The 19,498-nt window shown below is 44.0% G+C and carries 18 protein-coding genes and 1 tRNA gene; 11 read left to right on the forward strand and 8 right to left on the reverse strand.

All coding sequences use genetic code 11. The features are described from left to right. Positions 1-8: 8 nt before the first annotated feature. The 5 genes from ABLA85_RS04290 to ABLA85_RS04310 all read right to left on the reverse strand — a co-directional run bounded on the left by ABLA85_RS04290 (position 9) and on the right by ABLA85_RS04310 (position 5,442). Complete coding sequence (locus ABLA85_RS04290; RefSeq protein ID WP_367961681.1) at positions 9-434, reverse strand: DcrB-related protein; 426 nt, start codon at positions 432-434, stop codon at positions 9-11. Between the two features lie 587 nt (positions 435-1,021). Next, positions 1,022-3,457, reverse strand: a complete 2,436-nt coding sequence (locus tag ABLA85_RS04295) for a toprim domain-containing protein (protein WP_367961888.1) — start codon at positions 3,455-3,457, stop codon at positions 1,022-1,024. A gap of 107 nt (positions 3,458-3,564) precedes the next feature. Next, positions 3,565-3,771 (reverse strand): helix-turn-helix transcriptional regulator, encoded by a 207-nt coding sequence (locus ABLA85_RS04300; protein ID WP_367961683.1) that lies wholly within the window; start codon positions 3,769-3,771, stop codon positions 3,565-3,567. Positions 3,772-3,987: 216 nt separating this feature from the next. Further along, on the reverse strand, positions 3,988-5,202 hold the full coding sequence (locus tag ABLA85_RS04305) for a tyrosine-type recombinase/integrase (protein ID WP_367961685.1): 1,215 nt from the start codon (positions 5,200-5,202) through the stop codon (positions 3,988-3,990). A gap of 163 nt (positions 5,203-5,365) precedes the next feature. Beyond that, positions 5,366-5,442, reverse strand: a tRNA-Arg gene (locus ABLA85_RS04310). A 181-nt stretch (positions 5,443-5,623) separates the two neighbouring features. On the opposite strand from ABLA85_RS04310, the gene folD reads away from it, so the two are divergent. The 3 genes from folD to sra all read left to right on the forward strand — a co-directional run bounded on the left by folD (position 5,624) and on the right by sra (position 7,194). Then, positions 5,624-6,499 (forward strand): bifunctional methylenetetrahydrofolate dehydrogenase/methenyltetrahydrofolate cyclohydrolase FolD, encoded by an 876-nt coding sequence (folD, locus tag ABLA85_RS04315; protein ID WP_047682571.1) that lies wholly within the window; start codon positions 5,624-5,626, stop codon positions 6,497-6,499. Then, positions 6,499-6,711 carry a ribosome-associated protein YbcJ gene (gene ybcJ / locus ABLA85_RS04320; protein WP_367961688.1) on the forward strand — a complete coding sequence of 71 codons (213 nt, stop codon included), beginning with the start codon at positions 6,499-6,501 and terminating at the stop codon, positions 6,709-6,711. Before folD ends, ybcJ begins: the two co-directional genes overlap by 1 nt. Positions 6,712-6,957: 246 nt before the next feature. Beyond that, on the forward strand, positions 6,958-7,194 hold the full coding sequence (gene sra / locus ABLA85_RS04325) for a stationary-phase-induced ribosome-associated protein (RefSeq protein WP_367961690.1): 237 nt from the start codon (positions 6,958-6,960) through the stop codon (positions 7,192-7,194). 141 nt (positions 7,195-7,335) lie between these two features. Here sra and cysS read toward each other — a convergent pair whose 3' ends face one another. Then, entirely contained in the window at positions 7,336-8,718 is a 1,383-nt protein-coding gene (gene cysS, locus ABLA85_RS04330; protein WP_367961692.1) for a cysteine--tRNA ligase, read from the reverse strand. Positions 8,719-9,000: 282 nt separating this feature from the next. Between cysS and ppiB the strand changes: the two genes are divergently transcribed. The 7 genes from ppiB to ABLA85_RS04365 all read left to right on the forward strand — a co-directional run bounded on the left by ppiB (position 9,001) and on the right by ABLA85_RS04365 (position 15,644). Then, positions 9,001-9,495 (forward strand): peptidylprolyl isomerase B, encoded by a 495-nt coding sequence (gene ppiB / locus ABLA85_RS04335; RefSeq protein WP_323863497.1) that lies wholly within the window; start codon positions 9,001-9,003, stop codon positions 9,493-9,495. Positions 9,496-9,536: 41 nt separating this feature from the next. After that, positions 9,537-10,259: a UDP-2,3-diacylglucosamine diphosphatase gene (gene lpxH, locus ABLA85_RS04340; protein ID WP_367961693.1), complete on the forward strand. Its 723-nt coding sequence runs from the start codon at positions 9,537-9,539 to the stop codon at positions 10,257-10,259. Positions 10,260-10,466: 207 nt separating this feature from the next. Further along, complete coding sequence (gene purE / locus ABLA85_RS04345; protein WP_367961890.1) at positions 10,467-10,967, forward strand: 5-(carboxyamino)imidazole ribonucleotide mutase; 501 nt, start codon at positions 10,467-10,469, stop codon at positions 10,965-10,967. Then, positions 10,964-12,031 (forward strand): 5-(carboxyamino)imidazole ribonucleotide synthase, encoded by a 1,068-nt coding sequence (gene purK / locus ABLA85_RS04350; protein ID WP_367961694.1) that lies wholly within the window; start codon positions 10,964-10,966, stop codon positions 12,029-12,031. Before purE ends, purK begins: the two co-directional genes overlap by 4 nt. A 358-nt stretch (positions 12,032-12,389) precedes the next feature. Continuing rightward, positions 12,390-13,202: an outer membrane protein OmpK gene (locus tag ABLA85_RS04355; RefSeq protein ID WP_367961695.1), complete on the forward strand. Its 813-nt coding sequence runs from the start codon at positions 12,390-12,392 to the stop codon at positions 13,200-13,202. A 53-nt stretch (positions 13,203-13,255) separates the two neighbouring features. Beyond that, positions 13,256-14,494: a CynX/NimT family MFS transporter gene (locus ABLA85_RS04360; RefSeq protein ID WP_367961697.1), complete on the forward strand. Its 1,239-nt coding sequence runs from the start codon at positions 13,256-13,258 to the stop codon at positions 14,492-14,494. Positions 14,495-14,588: 94 nt separating this feature from the next. Continuing rightward, on the forward strand, positions 14,589-15,644 hold the full coding sequence (locus tag ABLA85_RS04365; RefSeq protein ID WP_367961700.1) for an LLM class flavin-dependent oxidoreductase: 1,056 nt from the start codon (positions 14,589-14,591) through the stop codon (positions 15,642-15,644). Positions 15,645-15,739: 95 nt separating this feature from the next. Here the strand turns inward: ABLA85_RS04365 and ybbP are convergent, their stop codons facing one another. Further along, on the reverse strand, positions 15,740-18,172 hold the full coding sequence (ybbP, locus tag ABLA85_RS04370) for a putative ABC transporter permease subunit YbbP (protein WP_367961702.1): 2,433 nt from the start codon (positions 18,170-18,172) through the stop codon (positions 15,740-15,742). Beyond that, entirely contained in the window at positions 18,169-18,855 is a 687-nt protein-coding gene (gene ybbA, locus ABLA85_RS04375) for a putative ABC transporter ATP-binding protein YbbA (RefSeq protein WP_367961703.1), read from the reverse strand. Before ybbA ends, ybbP begins: the two co-directional genes overlap by 4 nt. Between ybbA and tesA the strand changes: the two genes are divergently transcribed. Further along, positions 18,826-19,458: a multifunctional acyl-CoA thioesterase I/protease I/lysophospholipase L1 gene (tesA, locus tag ABLA85_RS04380; RefSeq protein ID WP_367961706.1), complete on the forward strand. Its 633-nt coding sequence runs from the start codon at positions 18,826-18,828 to the stop codon at positions 19,456-19,458. The two genes, ybbA and tesA, sit on opposite strands and share 30 nt — an antisense overlap. Positions 19,459-19,498: the final 40 nt, after the last annotated feature.

Genomic DNA, 19,498 nt, shown 5'->3' on the forward strand with positions numbered 1-19,498 from the left:
TCCTCTCCCTAGAACTGGAAACTGTTCAGGCAGTCATTCAGCCACTGCCGTTGGGTTTCCGTAAATGCCTGCGGTGATGACATCGTGAAAATCAACACCTTGCTCTCATCCCGCAAAAAGACGGCCTGATATTGATAGACTTGCTGGCCTTTTTTCGGGCGGTAACGGGAAAGCAGTAAAGCGCCCTGCAACAGGTTGTCACCTAATTGAGCGTCTTGCTCTTCAAGTAATTGCCAGTCACGCAGGCTTTTTTTCAGTAACCCCTTCTGGCGGGTAAGATAGCGGGTGAGATCTTCCCCTTCATGCAATTGATCGCGGCTAATATTCAACGCAGGGGCATCCGGGGCTATAATGATATTAACGGTCTGCTCCTGATAACCATCCGGTAGGGTGATGCTGCCTTCTGTGAACTGACAACGTGGGCGTGTATCCATTTTCCTTGCCTCATTAATGACAGGTTTGTTTTTAGCATGTTAATGAAACAGGATATAACGGGGCAGCTTAGGGATTCTAGGGTAAATAACATAAGATGAAGGAAATTGTGATTAATCTCTCTTCTTAAATAAAATCAATTGATTACCTTGCTTAAATTTCACGTAACACAACAGATTCAAATCATACTGACGCGCTGCGCTTGTCTTCTCTGATTTATCTGGCTAATACATTAACCAGATAAATCAGAGATCCTAAAAAACACTATGCCAACCAAGAAAGCCATTTTTATCTAAGCCACCCTATTAAAGAATTAGGGATAAAACTGTTCACCTATTCACCTTTAAATATTTTTATTTAAATTCATATTATTAGGTGGTGATAACTTGAAATCAGACTCATCACCACTCTTCACCAACGGTTCACCTTCAAATTAGGAAAAGGTGAATAGTGATGAAGACTTGTGAACAGTTTAAAAATAACCATTCTCCCTATAATAAATTGATATATCTAATTTAAATTATAGAGTGAACAGTGATGAACACTTTTTTATATTTCTTTGAAGAATGATTGTAATAAGAAAAAATTATTATTCTGGTTGGTCATTCCTTGCCAGTTTTGGCATCCACTCAATAGCAGTATCAATATTCAGGTTCAGATTGCTACGAATGCCGTATTTGCTTTTCTTGCGCAGGTAATGCTGTCTGTACTCAGCCAGTGCGCCCGGCATATCCATGCCAAAGCGGGTTACAGAAACGGGTTTATTCAGGTTGTTGCCTTTCATATAAGCAAGGTAGGCGTGATAAAGGTATTTGCGAGGATTGAACGGCATAATTTCCGCATTACCGATTAACAATCCGTCAGCTTCATCAGATGCAATCAAGTGACCGCAGAAATCGACCAGTGGATCGGTGCCACGTTTGATATCGAGTGCTTCTGCGGATTTTTGTTGTTCTGCCAGTAAACGTCTTGCGGCTTGTGGATCTGCGAATCGATGCAGCAGATGCCGGATAATCACAGGTAATTCTGCTGCTATTTTTTCTCCTAATAAAGTATCTCGTTCATGCTCCGGCACGACTTCGGAAAAGTTGAAAATCACCCGACGCCGCGACACTCCACCACTGCGATCACTGAAACTCATAGCGTTATTGTTCACAGCCAGCACCACCGCTGGAATACGGGTTGAATAGGGCTGTTTGTGCTTCGGATCGATGGCAACTTCATCCCCGCCTGTAATGGCCTTGATGCCGGAGCCATCGCCCACATAGCGAGTCTGATCTGGCAGGATAATCAACGAATACCCGACAATCAGCGCCCGTTCCCGTGGGTTTTCCAGTGCCGCCATACTGGCAGAAACGGTATTGCCTTTACCTGCCAGCATTGAACAGATTTCAGCAAAGATGCTTTTGCCACTGCCTCCGGCACCGGTGACTTCCAGAAAAAACTGCCAATCGTAACGATTAGCTAACACCATAAACAGGGCTGCCAGTACGCGATCAAACTTGTTCTCACAATTGGCTGTTGCCCGGTTAAGCCAGTGCCAGAATTGCGGCGCATGGTCTTTCAGGGTTTCCCCCGAAACAGGGGAATTGAATTCAACATCATTAGCAAGCAGTAGCCAGTCATTTTTACGGTGAGGCCGGAACTGGCAGGCTTTCAGGTCAAACACGCCGTTACTGAATCCGATTAAGTGGCGCTTTGGCGGCTGCATCATGGGAAGCTGCAATTTCAGGGCATCAACAGCAGAACTGATGCCATGCGGTGAGTATGGCAGTTTCTCTTCCATAAATGCAGAGACCATTTCCCGTTTTAAATCACGGTCACTGACCGGACGCCAAACAATACCGTCATAGTGATGAACGGCTTCCGAAGCGCCATCCAATGCCAAATCACCGTCATAACGCGCCAGCAATACTTCCCCGCGCTGGCTGGCTCCCATCTGGCATAATGTCAGTTTTGAAGGTTCACTATCATTGGGCTGAATGGCTGATTTTTTCTTAATTGGTACTAATTGATAGAGTCCCTGAGAAAAAGCCAGCTTTGCCATTTCCACACCATGTTGTTGGCGGTAATCGTCCCAATCAGCTTTGTACCCAGTCGGTGGTAACGAAACCCAACCATTAACCGCAAGGGCTGCTTTTTCTGCTGAGATCTTACCGATATTCACTTTCGGTTTGTCATTCTTATCCAGTTCATCGGGATGATGCCAGTCGTTATCTGCTGCAATAATAATTTTTGTGTCCGACCAGCGTTCCCGAACGGCTTCTGCAACAGAATACAAATTACCTGCATCCAGCGCCGCCAGAACAGTACCTTTATAGAGCCGGTTAACCGTCAGTGCCGTAGCGTAACCTTCGGTAATGATCACCATATCGGGGTGATCTTCCAACTCTGAGACGGAAATAAACGCACCTTTTTTCTGGCTACCGGACAGTAATTTTTTCTCCCCATTGGGTTTGATAATCTGCGCGCCTGTTACTTTTTTATCCAGTGTTGCCATGGGCAACAAAGTCGAATTATTGAGCAATAGCCGCTGATTAGGGAAATCCAGCCCTTTTGCAGCCAGATAAGGAGATTGTCCGGCAACAGTTTGGGCCATTAGTGATGCCACTTTTTCGGCAATTAACTGCGTAGCTTGAATGGTTTCTCTGGCTAGTTTGGATTCTGGCAAAGGCAATGCCAACGCACCTGCAACAACGTTTGCTGCATCAGTGATGGAAATCCCTTTGGTTCTAGCCACTAAATCCAGCCCATCACCATAGTTTGGATCATCACACTGGCGGCAGTGCCAGTTGCCGTGATGGTGATCGTCGATAAAGTGAAAACGGTCAGTGCCACCGCAGATAGGGCAAGCACCATGTTTACCTTTTGCAGGAATATCAATGCCACAGGCAGGCAATAAGTTTTCCCAATGATACATAGCGGATCTTTTCACGGTCTGGATCAGGTCGAGTGGTTTTTGGCTATCAATGATATCTGAAGATGTAAATTTAGGGTGAGTTTGGGTATGCTGTATATCAGCCATCATCGTTACTCCGTATAACGGTTGTTGGTCAGACGCCTCAGATGTGTGTCAGCACTCTGGGGCGTTGCTTTTTATATTACGTTTCTTATGTCATGTTCTTTTCTGTGTTATGCCGCACGTGATTCAGCGATCCGCTGGGAAATCCAGTTATCAATTTCTGATTCAACAAAGGCGATTGAGCGAGAACCAAGTTTGACTTGTTTCGGAAATTCTCCGGCACTAATTAGTTTGTAGATCCACGCTTTGCTATAACCCGTTCTGCGTTGAACTTCCGGCAAACGAATAAGGTTTTCCTTCGACGCTGTCATTGTCATATTTTTTCTCCTGTTACCGAGTCCTTGAGCGCTCATCGTGGACGTTGTTTGATGACAGGCGGATTATTTAAAAAGCAAGATTAAATGAACAGCGTTAATTGTTTTTCCGATTTGTTGAATTTATTTTTTTAGGAACTTCTACCTTTTCATCGATATTCTGTATAAAAAGCATACTTTGCTGGCACTGCCAACAAAGAATGAAAAATCACCGCTTCTTTACGCCCTTTTGCCAAATTTTCCGATCAGGACATTTTTGCCTCGTTCCAGCATCTCCATATGATCCGCATACCATTGCAGCATTTCCCGTCGACCATCCAGATATTGCGCGTGGTTGTAAGTGCCCCGGATACTGTTCTTGTCAACATGAGCAAGCTGAGTTTCAATCCAGGCTGTGTTATAACCCTGCTCATGCAGGATTGTACTCATGGTATGGCGAAAACCGTGGCCTGTTGCCCTGCCATCATAACCAATACGCTTAATAACCTGATTAATGGCAGCCTCACTCATCGGCTTACCTGCATCATTACGACCGGGGAAAACGTACTTCCCGCGCCCTGTAATCTCGTGCAGCTTGATAAGAATAGCTTTGACCTGATTTGATAGCGGGACGATGTGCGGGCGGCGCATTTTCATTCTCTCGGCGGGAATTTGCCAGAGATCGTTATCGAAATCGAATTCCGTCCATTCCGATTCTCTCAGCTCGATGGTACGCACTCCGGTCAGCATCAGCATACGTGTTGCTGATTGAGTGACCAGACTTCCACTATAACCACTCAGGGCGATCAGAAAGTCACTCATTTGGTCGGCTAAAAGGTGTGGGAAGTGTTTTTGCTTGGGGGCTTTAAGTGCGCTGGCAAGGTCAGTGACGGGATTGAACTCTGCACGGCCGGTAATCACGGCGTAAGTGAAAATTTGCCGACAAGCCTGTCTGGTTTTCTTCAGTTTATCTAAAACGCCGCGTTGCTCCATTTTTCGCAGTACGGACAGCATTTCAGCAGGTTTAATCTCAGTAACAGCACGTTTACCAATATACGGGAAGATGTCTTTTTTCAGGTATTCCAGAATGTCTTCGGCATAGCCTTTTGACCAGTTAGGGCATTTATAATCGTGCCATTCAATAGCGATGGATTCAAAACTATTGCTGACCGCAAACATCTTTGCAGCCTTTTCAGCTCTCTTTTCCTCTATCGGGTCATTACCATCCGATAACATCCGTCGTGCTTCATTTCTCTTGGTTCTTGCTTCGGCAAGGGAGATTTCAGGATATACCCCCAATGCGAGCAATTTTTCTTTACCTGCGATCCGATACTTCAACCGCCAATAGCGGGCGCCATTCGGGTTAACCAATAGATAGAGTCCGCCGCCATCGGCAAGTTTATAGGGTTTTTCTTTCGGCTTTGCTGTGTCTACCTGTCGGGCTGTTAGCTTCATGGGGGTATCTCATTTCATTGAACCTGAACATACCCCTAAATATACCCCTATAAGATCGTAGATTTCAACATACCTTACTAGACGACAGGAGAACGAAGAAAGGCCAATACTGCGGTTTTGCTGGGATTTTGTAGACTTCGGAAGACGTTAAGATATGAATGGATGGTACGCCCTACAGGATTCGAACCTGTGACCTACGGCTTAGAAGGCCGTTGCTCTATCCAGCTGAGCTAAGGGCGCATTAGATGTGAAATAAGGAGCACAGTTAATGCAGAGGGGGATTATACGGGCATAATGGCTTGAGTCAATGACCTTTTAGCTTATATGCTCATTTTATGATTAATTATTAATAACTGACAGGCGGTTCATGTTCTGACAAAATAGCTCCTGTTCCTATACTCGATGATGGAATCTTAACTATATGTCAGCAAAAATTATTGATGGGAAAACGATTGCGCAGACAATCAGAAATGAAGTAGCAGAAAAAGTCAGGCAGCGGGTTGCTGCTGGAAAACGTGCCCCCGGGCTTGCCGTCGTTTTAGTAGGAGAAAATCCCGCCTCCCAGATTTATGTCGCGAGCAAACGTCGCGCTTGTGAAGAAGTTGGTTTTACTTCCCGCTCTTATGACTTACCAGACACCACCAGCGAAGCCGAATTACTCACCCTGATAGATAATCTGAACAAAGATCCAGAAATCGACGGTATCTTAGTTCAACTTCCCCTCCCCGCCGGTATTGATAATGTCAAGGTACTGGAACGTATTCATCCCGATAAAGATGTCGATGGGTTTCACCCTTACAATATCGGCCGATTATGTCAACGTGCACCAAAGCTGCGCCCTTGTACTCCACGAGGCATTGTGACGTTACTGGAGCGCTGTAATATTAATACCTATGGACTGAATGCCGTTATCATTGGTGCTTCCAATATTGTCGGGCGTCCAATGAGCCTTGAATTACTGTTAGCAGGCTGTACCACAACAGTAACGCATCGTTTTACTAAGAACCTGCGTCAGCATGTTGAACAGGCCGATTTATTAGTTGTGGCTGTTGGTAAACCCAACTTCATTCCTGGTGAATGGATTAAACCCGGCGCAATTGTGATTGATGTCGGCATCAACCGTCTGGAAAATGGTAAAGTCATTGGAGATGTCGATTTCGATAAGGCATCTGAATGCGCAAGTTGGATTTCTCCTGTGCCAGGTGGTGTTGGCCCAATGACAGTTGCGACATTAATTCAAAATACCTTGCAAGCATGTGAGGAATACCATGATGTAGATACAACTGAAGGATACTGATGGAAATTTTTTATTTAGATAGTCACCCTTATGTAGAACTGTGTGATCTACTGAAGTTTCAAGGGTGGTGTGAAAGTGGTGGTGGTGCAAAGACTGTGATTGCAGAGGGTTTAGTAGAAGTGGATTCTCAGGTGGAAACCCGCAAACGCTGCAAAATCGTCGCCGGGAAAGTTGTTACTTTTAACGGTGAATCTGTGCGCGTTGAAGGGTAACTCAGTAGCATTGAGTCTCCGATAATATCCTTCAGAAAAACTGTACCTTATATTCTCTACGTATTTAAGGTGCAGTTTTTTTTATTTATAAACAGATTTCATTTTCTTAATACAAATTTATCTGGTTTTCTCTACAAAATATGTGACATTAACGATATCTTAATAAACAATCATACCAACAATATTTTGGTTTTCTAATAAGTTGCTATACTGAGAGACTCACTTACAACTGAAAAGGAGTTAATTATGTTTAGTAATAGAGCTGCAAGAAGGTTGTTGGGTATGCCTCATAAGTTAAGTAAATCTAAACGAAGAGTGACTATTTCTCTTCTGAATCTCGATTCCAGTGATAGTCAACATCAAATACCAGAACATCTGAGTCATTCTTCTTTTATTTCTATAAAACGAGATACTTCTTCAGGAAAAGTCACTTATCACTCGGGAAGTGCTTTTTATCCTAAGTATTTAAATACGAATCAATAAAATAGTCTGTTTTATTTATCAAATAAGTTTGACCATAAAAAACAATATCACTATAAACATTACATAATATATTACAGTAATAAAACAAACCGCCCACTTCAATGGGGCGGTTTTGCCATATTTACGGCTCAGGAAAATTCTTTATTTACGGCGCCATGTTGTGCCCTGTGGGCCATCTTCCAGTTCGATACCCATTGCATTAAGCTGGTCACGTGCGGCATCAGCCAAAGCCCACTCTTTGTTTTTACGAGCATCGTTACGCTGTTTAATCAGTGCTTCGATTTGAGCAACGTTATCATCCGCATGAGCACCACTTTGCAGGAACTGTTCAGGATCTTGCTCCAGAAGTCCCAGAATACCCGCCAGTTTACGTAGCTCAGACGCCAGACCATTCGCCGCAGCCATATCATCTGCTTTCAGGCGGTTGATCTCGCGAGCCATGTCAAACATCACGGAATAGGCTTCCGGCGTGTTGAAGTCATCATTCATCGCTTCCACAAAACGGGATTCAAAGGCTTCACCACCAGCAGGCTGAGCAGATTTATCTGTACCACGCAAAGAAGTATACAGACGCTCAAGTGCAGTACGAGCCTGTTTCAGATTCTCTTCTGTATAGTTCAACTGACTGCGATAGTGACCAGACATCAGGAAATAACGCACAGTTTCAGCATCGTAATATTCCAGCACATCACGAATAGTAAAGAAGTTGTTCAGAGATTTGGACATCTTCTCTTTATCCACCATTACCATGCCAGAATGCATCCAATAGTTCACGTAAGGGCCTTCATGAGCACAGGTAGATTGTGCAATCTCATTTTCATGATGCGGGAACATTAAATCTGAACCACCGCCATGAATATCAAAATGATGCCCCAACTGTTTGGCATTCATGGCAGAACATTCAATGTGCCAGCCCGGACGGCCTTCACCCCATGGAGATTCCCAGCTCGGTTCACCCGGTTTGGACATTTTCCACAACACAAAATCCATTGGATTACGTTTTACATCAGCAACTTCAACACGCGCTCCCGCCTGCAATTGCTCCAGATCCTGACGAGAAAGTAGCCCATAATCAGGATTGGTATCAATGGAGAACATCACGTCACCATTATCTGCAACGTAAGCATGACCGCGTTTAATTAACTGCTCAGTGAGTTCAATAATTTCAGGGATATGCCGAGTTGCACGTGGCTCTGAATCTGGACGCAGGATATTCAGTGCATCAAAATCGCTGTGCATCTCATTCAACATACGTGTAGTCAGCGATTCACAGCTTTCATTATTTTCAATAGCGCGCTTGATAATTTTGTCATCTATATCCGTAATATTACGAACATAGGTCAATTCATAGCCTAAATAACGCAGATAACGGGAAATGACGTCAAAAGCAACAAAGGTTCTGCCGTGACCAATATGACACAGATCATAAATGGTGATGCCACACACGTACATGCCCACTTTCCCTTTATAGATCGGCTTAAATTCTTCTTTTTGGCGACTGAGAGTATTGAAAATTTTTAGCATCGGTGGGTTTTCCGTAAAAATTGATATACGTGTAATAAAAAACAAAAGCGAACAAATCCGCTGATTATAGGCTTCCTTATCAGTTATATAAATAAACTATAATATGAAAAGCCAAGTCGGCTATTTCACCCTGATATGGTGAGCTTTGCAAGCATTGCTATCCGCCTTATTCACATGAGATTGCAGAGTACTGACTCAAGATCACAGATATGGTATAAAAGCCCTTGTTCCGAACACTCTAGAATATTAGGGTCAATCAAAATTATTATTAGGATTTCTATTATGGTGACTTTTCATACCAATTTCGGCGATATTGTCATTAATACTTTCGCTGAAAAAGCGCCTGTAACTGTTGAAAATTTCTTGAATTACTGCCGTGAAGGCTTCTACGACAACACTATTTTTCACCGCGTCATCAATGGCTTCATGATTCAAGGTGGTGGTTTTGAACCTGGTATGAAGCAAAAAACGACTCAATCCCCTATCCAGAACGAAGCCAATAATGGCCTGAAGAATAGTCGTGGTACTATCGCAATGGCACGTACCAATGATCCACATTCCGCAACGGCTCAATTTTTCATCAACGTTGTTGATAATGATTTCCTGAATTTTCGCTCAGAACGCCCGGATGGCTGGGGTTACTGTGTATTTGCTGAAGTTGTGGAAGGTATGGATGTGGTTGATAAAATCAAAGGTGTTTCCACTGGCCGCAGCGGTATGCACCAAGATGTACCACATGAAGATGTGATCATTGAACGTGTTACTGTCAGCGAATAATTATTTATACGATATCCAGTTAGAGAATAGTTAATCGTTACATGAGTACACTGTTTATTGCGGATTTGCATCTCAGTGCGCAGGAACCGGCAATCACTGCCGGTTTTCTACGTTTTTTACGTGAAGATGCCATTCATGCTGAAAGTCTGTATATCCTCGGTGATTTTTTTGATTACTGGATTGGCGATGATGATCCCAATCCTCTGCATACGGAAATAGCCCAGGCACTTAATACACTGAGACAAAAAGGGGTTTCGTGCTATTTTCTTCATGGTAACCGTGATTTTTTGTTAAGTTCCCGGTTTGCCAAAGAGAGTGGCCTGATTTTGCTGCCGCAAGAAAAGATATTGGAATTATACGGTAAACGTATTCTGATCTTACACGGCGATACGCTCTGCACCGATGATGCAGGTTATCAACAATATCGTAAACGAGTACATACCCCGTGGATCCAGCGGCTGTTTTTACTTCTTCCCTTGTTTATCCGGCTAAAAATTGCAGCCAAAATGCGGGCTGGAAGTCAATATGCTAATAGACAGAAATCCGAATCAATCATGGATGTCAACCAACAGACTGTTGTTGAACACTTTAACAAATATCAGGTTGATTGGATGATCCACGGGCATACTCATCGTCCAGCGATCCATGATATCCAAATCGACGATAAAACCGTACATCGTGGTGTATTAGGGGCCTGGCACAATCAAGGTTCAATGTTTAAAGTGACAGAGGCATCTATTGAACTGATATTTTTCCCTTTTTGAATTCTCTGATCTTTTTCTAGAAAAATCGGTAAATCAAGCAACGCAAACGTTTTCCTTGTGCAATTCGCATGATATGATCCGCCGCCTTACAATATTATTTTGATCTTGGTTCTGGTGGACATCCAATACAGGAGCATCTGATTTATGACGGCAAGCCCTGATCCCCAAAAAGCTATTTCCACAACAACGGTTACCTTTACAGCAAATATGCCACATCATGCCAAAATTGCTATTGTCATGGGGTCAAAGAGTGACTGGGCAACAATGCAACATGCAGCCGATGTTTTAACTTCCCTTGATATTCCTTTCCATGTTGAAATTGTTTCGGCGCACCGAACACCCGATAAACTTTTCCATTTTGCCGAACAGGCGAAAACAAACGGTTTCGATGTAATTATTGCTGGTGCAGGTGGCGCAGCTCATCTGCCGGGAATGCTGGCAGCTAAGACCTTAGTTCCTGTATTGGGTGTCCCTGTGCAGAGTGCTGCACTGAGTGGTGTTGATAGTCTCTATTCCATCGTTCAAATGCCAAAAGGTATACCAGTTGGTACGCTAGCTATCGGCAAAGCGGGGGCAGCAAATGCAGCATTGTTGGCGGCTCAGGTATTAGCATTACATGATGGTGCCCTGTTCCAACGTCTGTCAGATTGGCGTCAGGCACAAACTCAGGATGTTTTGGAGAATCCAGATCCTCGGGAGGAAGCATGAAGCCTGTTTGTGTATTGGGTAATGGCCAATTGGGTAGAATGCTGCGTCAGGCAGGTGAACCATTAGGAATAGCAGTCTATCCGATTGGGCTGAATGCTGAACCAGAATCTGTTCCCTATCAGAGCAGTATCATTACCGCTGAAATTGAACGTTGGCCTGAGACGGACTTAACCCGTGAACTCGCTCATCACAATGCTTTTATTAACCGTGATATTTTTCCTCAACTGGCTGATCGCCTGCCCCAAAAGCAACTCCTGGATAATCTTGGGTTAGCAACGGCTCCGTGGAAGTTATTAGCTGATACCAGCCAATGGCCGCAGTTGTTTAACGAGTTAGGTGATTTCATTATCGTTAAACGCCGTACAGGAGGTTATGATGGCCGGGGTCAATGGCGTATCCGACCAGGTGATGAAGCTGTATTGCCGCCCGAAATTTACGGTGAATGTATTGTGGAGCAAGGTATTCCATTTTCAGGGGAAGTTTCACTGGTTGGTGCCCGTAACGCTCAGGGTAAATCGGTATTTTATCCACTGACCCATAATCTACATCAGGAAGGTATCTTACGTACAAGTGTTGCCTTGCCAAATGCACATCATCAATTACAACAACAAGCAGAAAAAATGCTGTGCATCATCATGGATCATCTGAATTATATTGGTGTTATGGCGATGGAATGTTTTATTATCGGTGATAATTTATTGATTAATGAGCTGGCACCACGGGTACACAATAGCGGTCACTGGACACAGAATGGCGCTTCCATCAGTCAGTTTGAACTTCACCTGCGAGCGATTTTGGATTTACCTATGCCTCAACCGGAAATATTGGCTCCTTCAGTGATGGTCAATCTGATCGGTACAGAAATAAACCCTGAATGGCTCAGCTTACCGCTCGTCCGTTTACATTGGTATGATAAGGAAGTTCGCTCAGTGCGTAAGGTAGGGCATCTGAATCTGGTTCATTCTGACAGGGATATATTAAGAACTGCACTACAAACATTAAGCTCGTTATTGCCTGAAGAGTACCAAACTGGCCTGAAATGGGCACAAGATAAATTAAACTGAAAAACCGTAGGAAGTGATAATTTTAAATTAATTACCACTTCCTATGTCAACTGCAACAAGCTATTTCTTCAATAATGTTCTGGATAATGTATCTACAATCGTTCTCGTGGTTTGGTCGATTTCATAATTGAGGAAATCTCCTACAATAGGTATCTTTCTCACCAAAGTAAATATGGTGAAACATTCCCCTCAAAGTTATCCTGTTTTTCAATTAATTGAATATACAGAGAAAATTTATTACACCATTCATCACATTCAAATGCTGGTTTTAACTCTGGCATTTTGCTAATGATGACATTAAGTTAAAGGATAAAGAGGAATTCGCCTAATCCCCCATAAAATAACGAGGAGAAATTAAGTGCCATTTCTAAGGAAGCAGGGAATAAACAATACATTCAAGTCAGTGGCAGCAACAAGTAGCGGTTTATCTGTCATCTCCTTATGTTTTCTTTTCTCATCATCTGTGCAAGCCAGTGATTTTGTCAATTTTCAATCAATCGATACCAGCCTTTACTTCCAACTTGAAAATAAAGTTGCCCCTGATAAAACCCTCTCTCCTATCGTCGAAGCCTTCGGTGATTACAAAATCGGTGATATGTATGTCTACAGTATTTGGCAAAATTCACTGCAAAATGATTACAAAGGCGATAAAAGCACCTATTACTATAAATTTGTGCCCAGGCTCAGTGCCAGCAAAATTACAGGATATGATTTTTCCTATGGCCCATTGAAAGATGTGCTGTTTGCTCAGTGGATTGCCAAAACCAAAAACGTAAAATATGACTATTTTCCCGGTATCAGCCTTGATTGGCAGGTAGATGGGTTCAGTTGGTTACGTACCATTTTTTATTTTGAAAACAATGCCAAAGGGAGCTGGAACGATCAACGCATCCACATCGACTATGCTATTCCTTTCAGTAATCGGCTGGGAGATTTCCGCATTGTAGGAACGTTCGACTACACACTGGGGCGGCGCGATAATCCAGAGATGATTGATTTCAAACCAGAGTTACATTATGACTTGGGGAAAAAGTTGGGGTATCAACCCGGTCATCTGTGGACAGGTATTGTCGTGAATCCCGTCAAAAATAAGTACAAAATAAAAGATACGCCTTACTTTCACACAAACCAATTTAGTTATGGAATGTTTATTCGATACAGCTTTTTTTAATAAGCACTTAGAATAGTGCCGTTTTTAATGGTTTATTCCTTAATGGGGTCACAATGTCCATTCAACACGACAAATTTGGGCGTACTTATCAGTGGATTTTGCTGATACTTCTAGGCATGGTCTATTTTCTGTCCACAGCAACCACCTTTACGTCATTGGGTGTTGTCCTGCCCAGCATGATAAACGAGCTGGACTGGAGTTGGACTGATGCCGGTTTAGGTTTCACTCTGCTTGGCCTGACGTGCGGGCTATCCAGTTTCCTGCCAACGGTGTGCATTCGCAAAATTGGCGTTCGCTTCACGCTATTTATTGGCCTACTGATTTTTCTGTCTGGTTTCTACAGCCTTTATCACACGCATACTATTTCATCGTATTTTATCGGAACGGCTTTAATTGGGGTCGGGTTTACCTTTCTGGCAACTGTGCCCGGCACCTACGTTATTTCACGATTATATGAAAAACAGTCCCTTGCTTTCGGTTTTTATTTTACGATTGGAGGATTAGGCGGTGTGATTGGCCCGTGGATCTATTTTCTGGCGACTCGTGTCTGGGGAACGTGGCGAATGCACTGGATGATCTCTGCCGTCGTTCTGGCTGTTTTTGTTATTCTGACCATTCTTACTCTTCAGGAAGGAGAGCGGGAAATCGCCCATGCTAAGGCAGTCAATCAAAAGCACAACAGCGAAAATCCCCCCAGTATCTATCGTACCAAGCAGTTCTGGACAGCCCGACAAGCACTGCGCACCTGGCAATTTTATGTCATTGCCGCAACTTATACGGCGTTTCTTTGGTGTGGTATTACGGTGAATAGCTTTGCCGTCGCCCACATTATCGAAAATGGTTTCAGTGAAACAATTGCCGCAGGATTACTGAGTTCTATGGCTTTCATCAATGCCTTTTCAAGGTTGGCCAGTGGTGCCATGGGGGAGTGGCTTGATCCGAAAAAACTGCTGATTGGCAGTCTGGCTATCATTATTCTCGGCTTAGTCGCCTTGAGTATCGCCTCTTCATGGCTATTTCTGATTACCTTCACGCTGTTTGTCGGCATGGGTTATGGTATGACTTTCCTCGCTTCCAGTGTTCTGCTCGCCAATTATTTTGGCCGTAAGCCTTATCTGGAACTATTCTCGATCATGAATCTGATTTCTACTCTGGCATGTCTGGCCCCTTTCTTTGCCGGTGCCATAAAAGATTATTCCGGTAGTTTTACATGGGCTTTTCTCATCATTGCTATCCCTGTATTCGTCGTGTTAGTTGTAACACTGATGATGAACCCCCCGGCCAAAAAATGAGAGACGATTTAGCCGAAAATGAGAAGCTCACTGACGAAATGCGCTAAATAATGATTACTATACCCTGAAACAGCACACAAATAAGGAAATAGTGATGTCAAAGAAAGAGTTCGGTGTATTTCTGCCTATCGCCAAAGGTGGGTGGATTATTTCTAAAAACACGCCGCCATTGGATGCATCTTATAAACAAAATCGTGAAGCGGCTATTCTTGCCGATCAAATCGGCCTTGATTTCATTATGTCCATGGGTAAATGGCGCGGTTTTGGTGGCGAAACTGATCATTGGGGCTGTTCACTCGAATCTGTCACCATGATGGCTGGTATTGCTGAAGTCACTCATCACGCCAAGTTGATCGCTACGGTTCATGCTGGTCTGCACAATCCGGCGGTGACTGCCAAAATGATCGCGACGTTGGATCATATCAGTCAAGGGCGCGCCGGGCTGAATATTGTCTCTGGCTCATTCCGCGATGAATTTGAGCAGATGGGGGAATGGGACAGTAAACTGGATCACGATCAACGTTATGCGATGACAGAGGAATGGACACTGTTGATAAAACGGCTTTGGCGTGAAAAACAAGTTGATTATCAAGGAACGTATTTCAATCTGAAACAGTGTGTCTCTGAACCCAAACCTCTTTCACGCCCTCGCCCTTATTTAGTTTGTGCCGGACAGTCCGAGCGCGGTCTGCGTTTCAGTGTACGCCATACCGATGTCTGCTTCATTGGCGGTAAAGATGAAGCAGAGACTCGCAGGATCAGCTTAACCGCCAAACGCATTGCCTCAGAATACAACACTACAACTAAGACATTTTGCATGTGTACCATCATTTGTGCTGAAAGTGATGCTTATGCCGAAACCCTTGCTCAATTCTATCGTCAGGGTTTAGATGTAGAGGCGGTCAGAAATATGATGCACAGTTTTGGTGTCGATGTGGATGGCAAAAGTAATGCGATGGTAGAAAGATCTCAAAATGCTTTCATGACTCATACCGCTATAGGAACAGCAGATACTTGCTATAAGCAACTATCGGATTTACTGCGTACTTGTGAATTGGATGGAGTAATGTTGATATTTCCTGATTATATTGAGGGGTTGAAAATACTCGGCGATCAAATCCTGCCGAAATTAAAGGCTGAATTTGGCTAATGTTACCTTGAAAAAAACCTACGGTTATAAACATGGGAAGCCTTGATTCCAGAGCTTCCCATGCACAACTAAAGCGCTATCTATTCTGATAAACGTTATTCTGGCAAACGTCGGTATTGCCCTTGTTTGCGCAATAGCCGGACACCTAGCCAACCACCACACAATGAAAGCAACAGGCTGCTGATCATCGGCAACAAAAGCCACATCAGCCACTGCGGTTGCCATGGAAAATCAAAAACTTTCGTCTGCAATAACCAAAGTGCAATTTCGGCGCCAAATGCCGCAGCCAAACCTGCCATAAAACCAAGCAAGGCAAATTCGCTCCACAATGTATGACGCAACAGTTTCTTACTGGCTCCCAATGTGCGATAAACTACCAGTTCAAGCTGTCGTTGGTTCATGCCAACCTGAATCTGTGCCAGTAAAAGTAATCCACCACAGGCCATCACCAACACAACCATAATTTCCAACGCCCGACTGACCTGCTGCAAGATACCTTGTATCTGCTTAATCATAGAGCCAATATCCAGCATACTGATTGTTGGAAAGTGGCGATTCAGTTCCGTTAATAATCTTCCATTCCCCTCATAATGGAAACTGGTCAACCATGTTTGTGGTTGGTGCTCCAATGTTTCTTTAGCAAAAATAAAGAAAAAGTTCGGATGCAGGCTTTCCCAATCCACTTTGCGAATGCTGCTGACTGTCACCGCAAAAGTTCGGGTATCCCCGGTAAAAGTCAATTTATCTCCAACCTTAATCTGTAACCGCTCTGCAACGCCTTGTTCCATTGAAACTTCGTTGGGTTTCGGCGGCCAACTTCCTTCTATAAGGGTATTAAACGGCGGTAATTCTTTTTTCCATGTTAAATTGAGTTCACGACGTACTGTTGTACTTTTGGGGTGCTTTTCATCAGCCCATTTAATTGCCGGCTGTCCATTAATTTCTGTTAAACGTGCCAACACCACAGGATAGTATTCCGTTGGCTTCATTTTATAATTTGCCAATAAATCATTTACCTGAGCAATTTGCGGCTGAGTCATGTTAATCAGAAAATAATTCGGGCTATCTGGTGGTAACTGCTGCTGCCATCGCCCCAGTAAATCTCCTCTCACCACGACAAGCAGTGCCAACAACATGAAGGAAAGTGAAAATGATGCTAATTGTGTCATCGTCTGGAATGGGCGGCACAACAGTCGGCTGACCGCCAGACGCAGGCTCAATTGGCGGAAGGTGGTCTGGCGTAGTAGCCACAAACCACTCCAGCCCAATATGCCTAATAACAATGCAACAATTGGTATCCCTGCCAGCAATGACCATAACAGTGGCTCAATTCCTGCCAATAATACTAATCCACCAGTAATCAGTAGTGCGACCGCAGGCAGATAATAACGTAATGGCCAGATAGACGCGGTGACATCGCTGCGTAATACTCTTGATGGCTGAGTTGCCATTAGTTGGCGATAGGGCCGAATGCCTACCAGCAAAGCAATACCAAACAGCACTCCGATCGCCCACACCCACGGCCACATCCCTGCATCCGGTAACATCTTAGGTAGCATAGCGGCCAGTACCCGAATCAATAGCGATTCAAAAACCAACCCCAGAATAGAGCCGACAATCGTAGCTGCAAGCAATATCACCAACCACTGCCCAATGATCCACTGACGCAACGCCCAACGCCCTGCTCCCAGTGTTTTCAGGATCGCAATCAGATTGTGTCGGCTACGGCAATAGTGAGTCATGGAAACGGCGACCGCCGCCACAGCCAGCAATAATGTCAGTAATGCCGACAATAACAAGAATTGCTGTGCACGTTCGATGGATTGTGCTAACGCGCCATTGTCCTGTTTTAATGTCAGCCAACGCTGATCCGCTTTTAATTGTGGATCGATCAGTTGCTGGAATGATTGAACTGCCTCTGGCGAACCAGCAAACATATAACGGTAAGTCAAACGGCTTCCCGGCTGAATTGCGCCTGTCGCTCTGGCATCATCAATATTGATTAAAATACGGGGAGAAAGTTGGAATGGATTAAAACCACTATCCGGTTCTTGTAACAGTTCGCCACTGATTTTCAATGTGGTATCACCAACTTCCAGGCTATCCCCAACTTTAATATTCAATAGTGTCAGCAAACGGGGAGCGACCAAGACAGAACCTTTTTCTGGCTTTAATCCCTTTGGATGAGTTTCCAGTTCACCATACAACGGGTAATGCTCATCGGTTGCTTTAACCTGAGCCAGTTGCGGGGTATCTCCTGCATAAGTCATGGTTGAAAATGAGAGTTGACGGCTTAATGTCAGTCCTTTTTCCTGAGCCAGCTTTAGCCAGGAGCCATCAACAGGATACGATGCACGTAATACCAGATCGCCTGCCAGAAAATCGCGGCTCTGATAATGGACACTCTGATCAATACGATCACCAATACGCCCCAATGCCAATACACATGCTACCGCTAATGTTAGAGACAACCAAACAATCAATAGCGATGGTGTACGCCATTCACGCCAAAACCAGCGCCAGATCATGCTTCCTCCCGTAATTTTCCATCTACCAGACGTAAACGGCGCTGGCAACGTGCAGCAAGCTGGTTATCATGTGTCACCAGAATCAGTGTCGTAGCATAATCGTGGTTAAGCGAAAAAAGCAGATCTGCGATACGGTCACCGGTTTGACGATCGAGATTGCCTGTCGGTTCATCCGCAAACAGGATTTTTGGACGAGTGCTGAATGCTCTGGCCAATGCCACCCGTTGCTGTTCTCCGCCCGAAAGTTGGGCCGGCATATGTTTTAGCCGTTTTCCCAACCCTAACTGTTCGAGTAATTCGATAGCCTGCTGGCGACTATAGCTTTCGGATTCTCCCCGCAAAAGTGCCGGAAGCTGAACGTTTTCTAACGCATTCAGAGTAGGGATCAACATAAACGATTGGAAAACAAAACCCACATTTTCTGCCCGTAATTGTGCCCGTTGTTCTTCGTCCATACGGCTGATATTCTGTCCTAGCAAATGCACTTCCCCTGAACTGCCATCATCCAAACCAGCAATAATGCCTAGCAAGGTGGATTTTCCTGAGCCTGATTCACCAATTAATGCAATTGTCTGTGCCGGCTCGACAAGTAGCTCAACACCTTGCAATATATTAATTACCTGTTCCCCTTGGCCAACATGTTTAATGAGATTATGAACTTCAAGAATACTTTCTACAGCCATGTACTTTTCCTTTTCTTGTTAGTGCTATGCAGTGCCAGAGCGGTGGCGGCTGATACTCTACTTATATTGGGAGATAGTCTCAGTGCTGGCTATCGCCTGCCCATTGAGCAGTCATGGCCCACCCTAATGGCAAAAAAATGGCAGCAATCCGGTAATAAAATAACCATCATTAATGGCAGTATCAGTAATAATACCGCAGCACAGGGGCTTGAACGTCTGCCTGAGTTACTGAAACAACACAATCCTAAATGGGTTCTGATCGAACTCGGAGCGAACGATGGTTTACGTGGTTTTCCGGCCCAACAAATAGAACAAGATCTGCAAAAAATCATTACCTTGGTAAAGCAAGCCAACGCTAAGCCATTATTGATGCAAATCTATATTCCGCCGAATTATGGAAAACGCTACACCGAATCTTTTGCCAAAATTTACCCTTCTTTATCAAAACACAATCAAATCCCTTTATTGCCATTTTTTATGGAGCACGTTGCTATCAAGCCAGAATGGATGCAAGATGATGGCCTGCATCCCAATCAAATCGCACAACCTTTTATTGCTGATTGGATGTCCAATAAACTGTCAGCATATATCACCCATAAGTAAAAATATTCATTAATTAATAGTAAATCATTTATTTCAGTAA

The sequence above is a fragment of the Xenorhabdus sp. SGI246 genome (assembly GCF_040838225.1).
In the GTDB taxonomy this organism is placed as follows: domain Bacteria; phylum Pseudomonadota; class Gammaproteobacteria; order Enterobacterales; family Enterobacteriaceae; genus Xenorhabdus; species Xenorhabdus indica.

Bases quoted from the DNA above. Each gene is read 5' to 3' on its own strand.
- ABLA85_RS04290 (WP_367961681.1), bottom strand. From the start codon at position 434: ATGGATACACGCCCACGTTGTCAGTTCACAGAAGGCAGCATCACCCTA.
- ABLA85_RS04295 (WP_367961888.1), bottom strand. From the start codon at position 3,457: ATGGCTGATATACAGCATACCCAAACTCACCCTAAATTTACATCTTCA.
- ABLA85_RS04300 (WP_367961683.1), bottom strand. From the start codon at position 3,771: ATGACAATGACAGCGTCGAAGGAAAACCTTATTCGTTTGCCGGAAGTT.
- ABLA85_RS04305 (WP_367961685.1), bottom strand. From the start codon at position 5,202: ATGAAGCTAACAGCCCGACAGGTAGACACAGCAAAGCCGAAAGAAAAA.
- folD (WP_047682571.1), top strand. From the start codon at position 5,624: ATGTCAGCAAAAATTATTGATGGGAAAACGATTGCGCAGACAATCAGA.
- ybcJ (WP_367961688.1), top strand. From the start codon at position 6,499: ATGGAAATTTTTTATTTAGATAGTCACCCTTATGTAGAACTGTGTGAT.
- sra (WP_367961690.1), top strand. From the start codon at position 6,958: ATGTTTAGTAATAGAGCTGCAAGAAGGTTGTTGGGTATGCCTCATAAG.
- cysS (WP_367961692.1), bottom strand. From the start codon at position 8,718: ATGCTAAAAATTTTCAATACTCTCAGTCGCCAAAAAGAAGAATTTAAG.
- ppiB (WP_323863497.1), top strand. From the start codon at position 9,001: ATGGTGACTTTTCATACCAATTTCGGCGATATTGTCATTAATACTTTC.
- lpxH (WP_367961693.1), top strand. From the start codon at position 9,537: ATGAGTACACTGTTTATTGCGGATTTGCATCTCAGTGCGCAGGAACCG.
- purE (WP_367961890.1), top strand. From the start codon at position 10,467: ATGCCACATCATGCCAAAATTGCTATTGTCATGGGGTCAAAGAGTGAC.
- purK (WP_367961694.1), top strand. From the start codon at position 10,964: ATGAAGCCTGTTTGTGTATTGGGTAATGGCCAATTGGGTAGAATGCTG.
- ABLA85_RS04360 (WP_367961697.1), top strand. From the start codon at position 13,256: ATGTCCATTCAACACGACAAATTTGGGCGTACTTATCAGTGGATTTTG.
- ABLA85_RS04365 (WP_367961700.1), top strand. From the start codon at position 14,589: ATGTCAAAGAAAGAGTTCGGTGTATTTCTGCCTATCGCCAAAGGTGGG.
- ybbP (WP_367961702.1), bottom strand. From the start codon at position 18,172: ATGATCTGGCGCTGGTTTTGGCGTGAATGGCGTACACCATCGCTATTG.
- tesA (WP_367961706.1), top strand. From the start codon at position 18,826: ATGAACTTCAAGAATACTTTCTACAGCCATGTACTTTTCCTTTTCTTG.
- ybbA (WP_367961703.1), bottom strand. From the start codon at position 18,855: ATGGCTGTAGAAAGTATTCTTGAAGTTCATAATCTCATTAAACATGTT.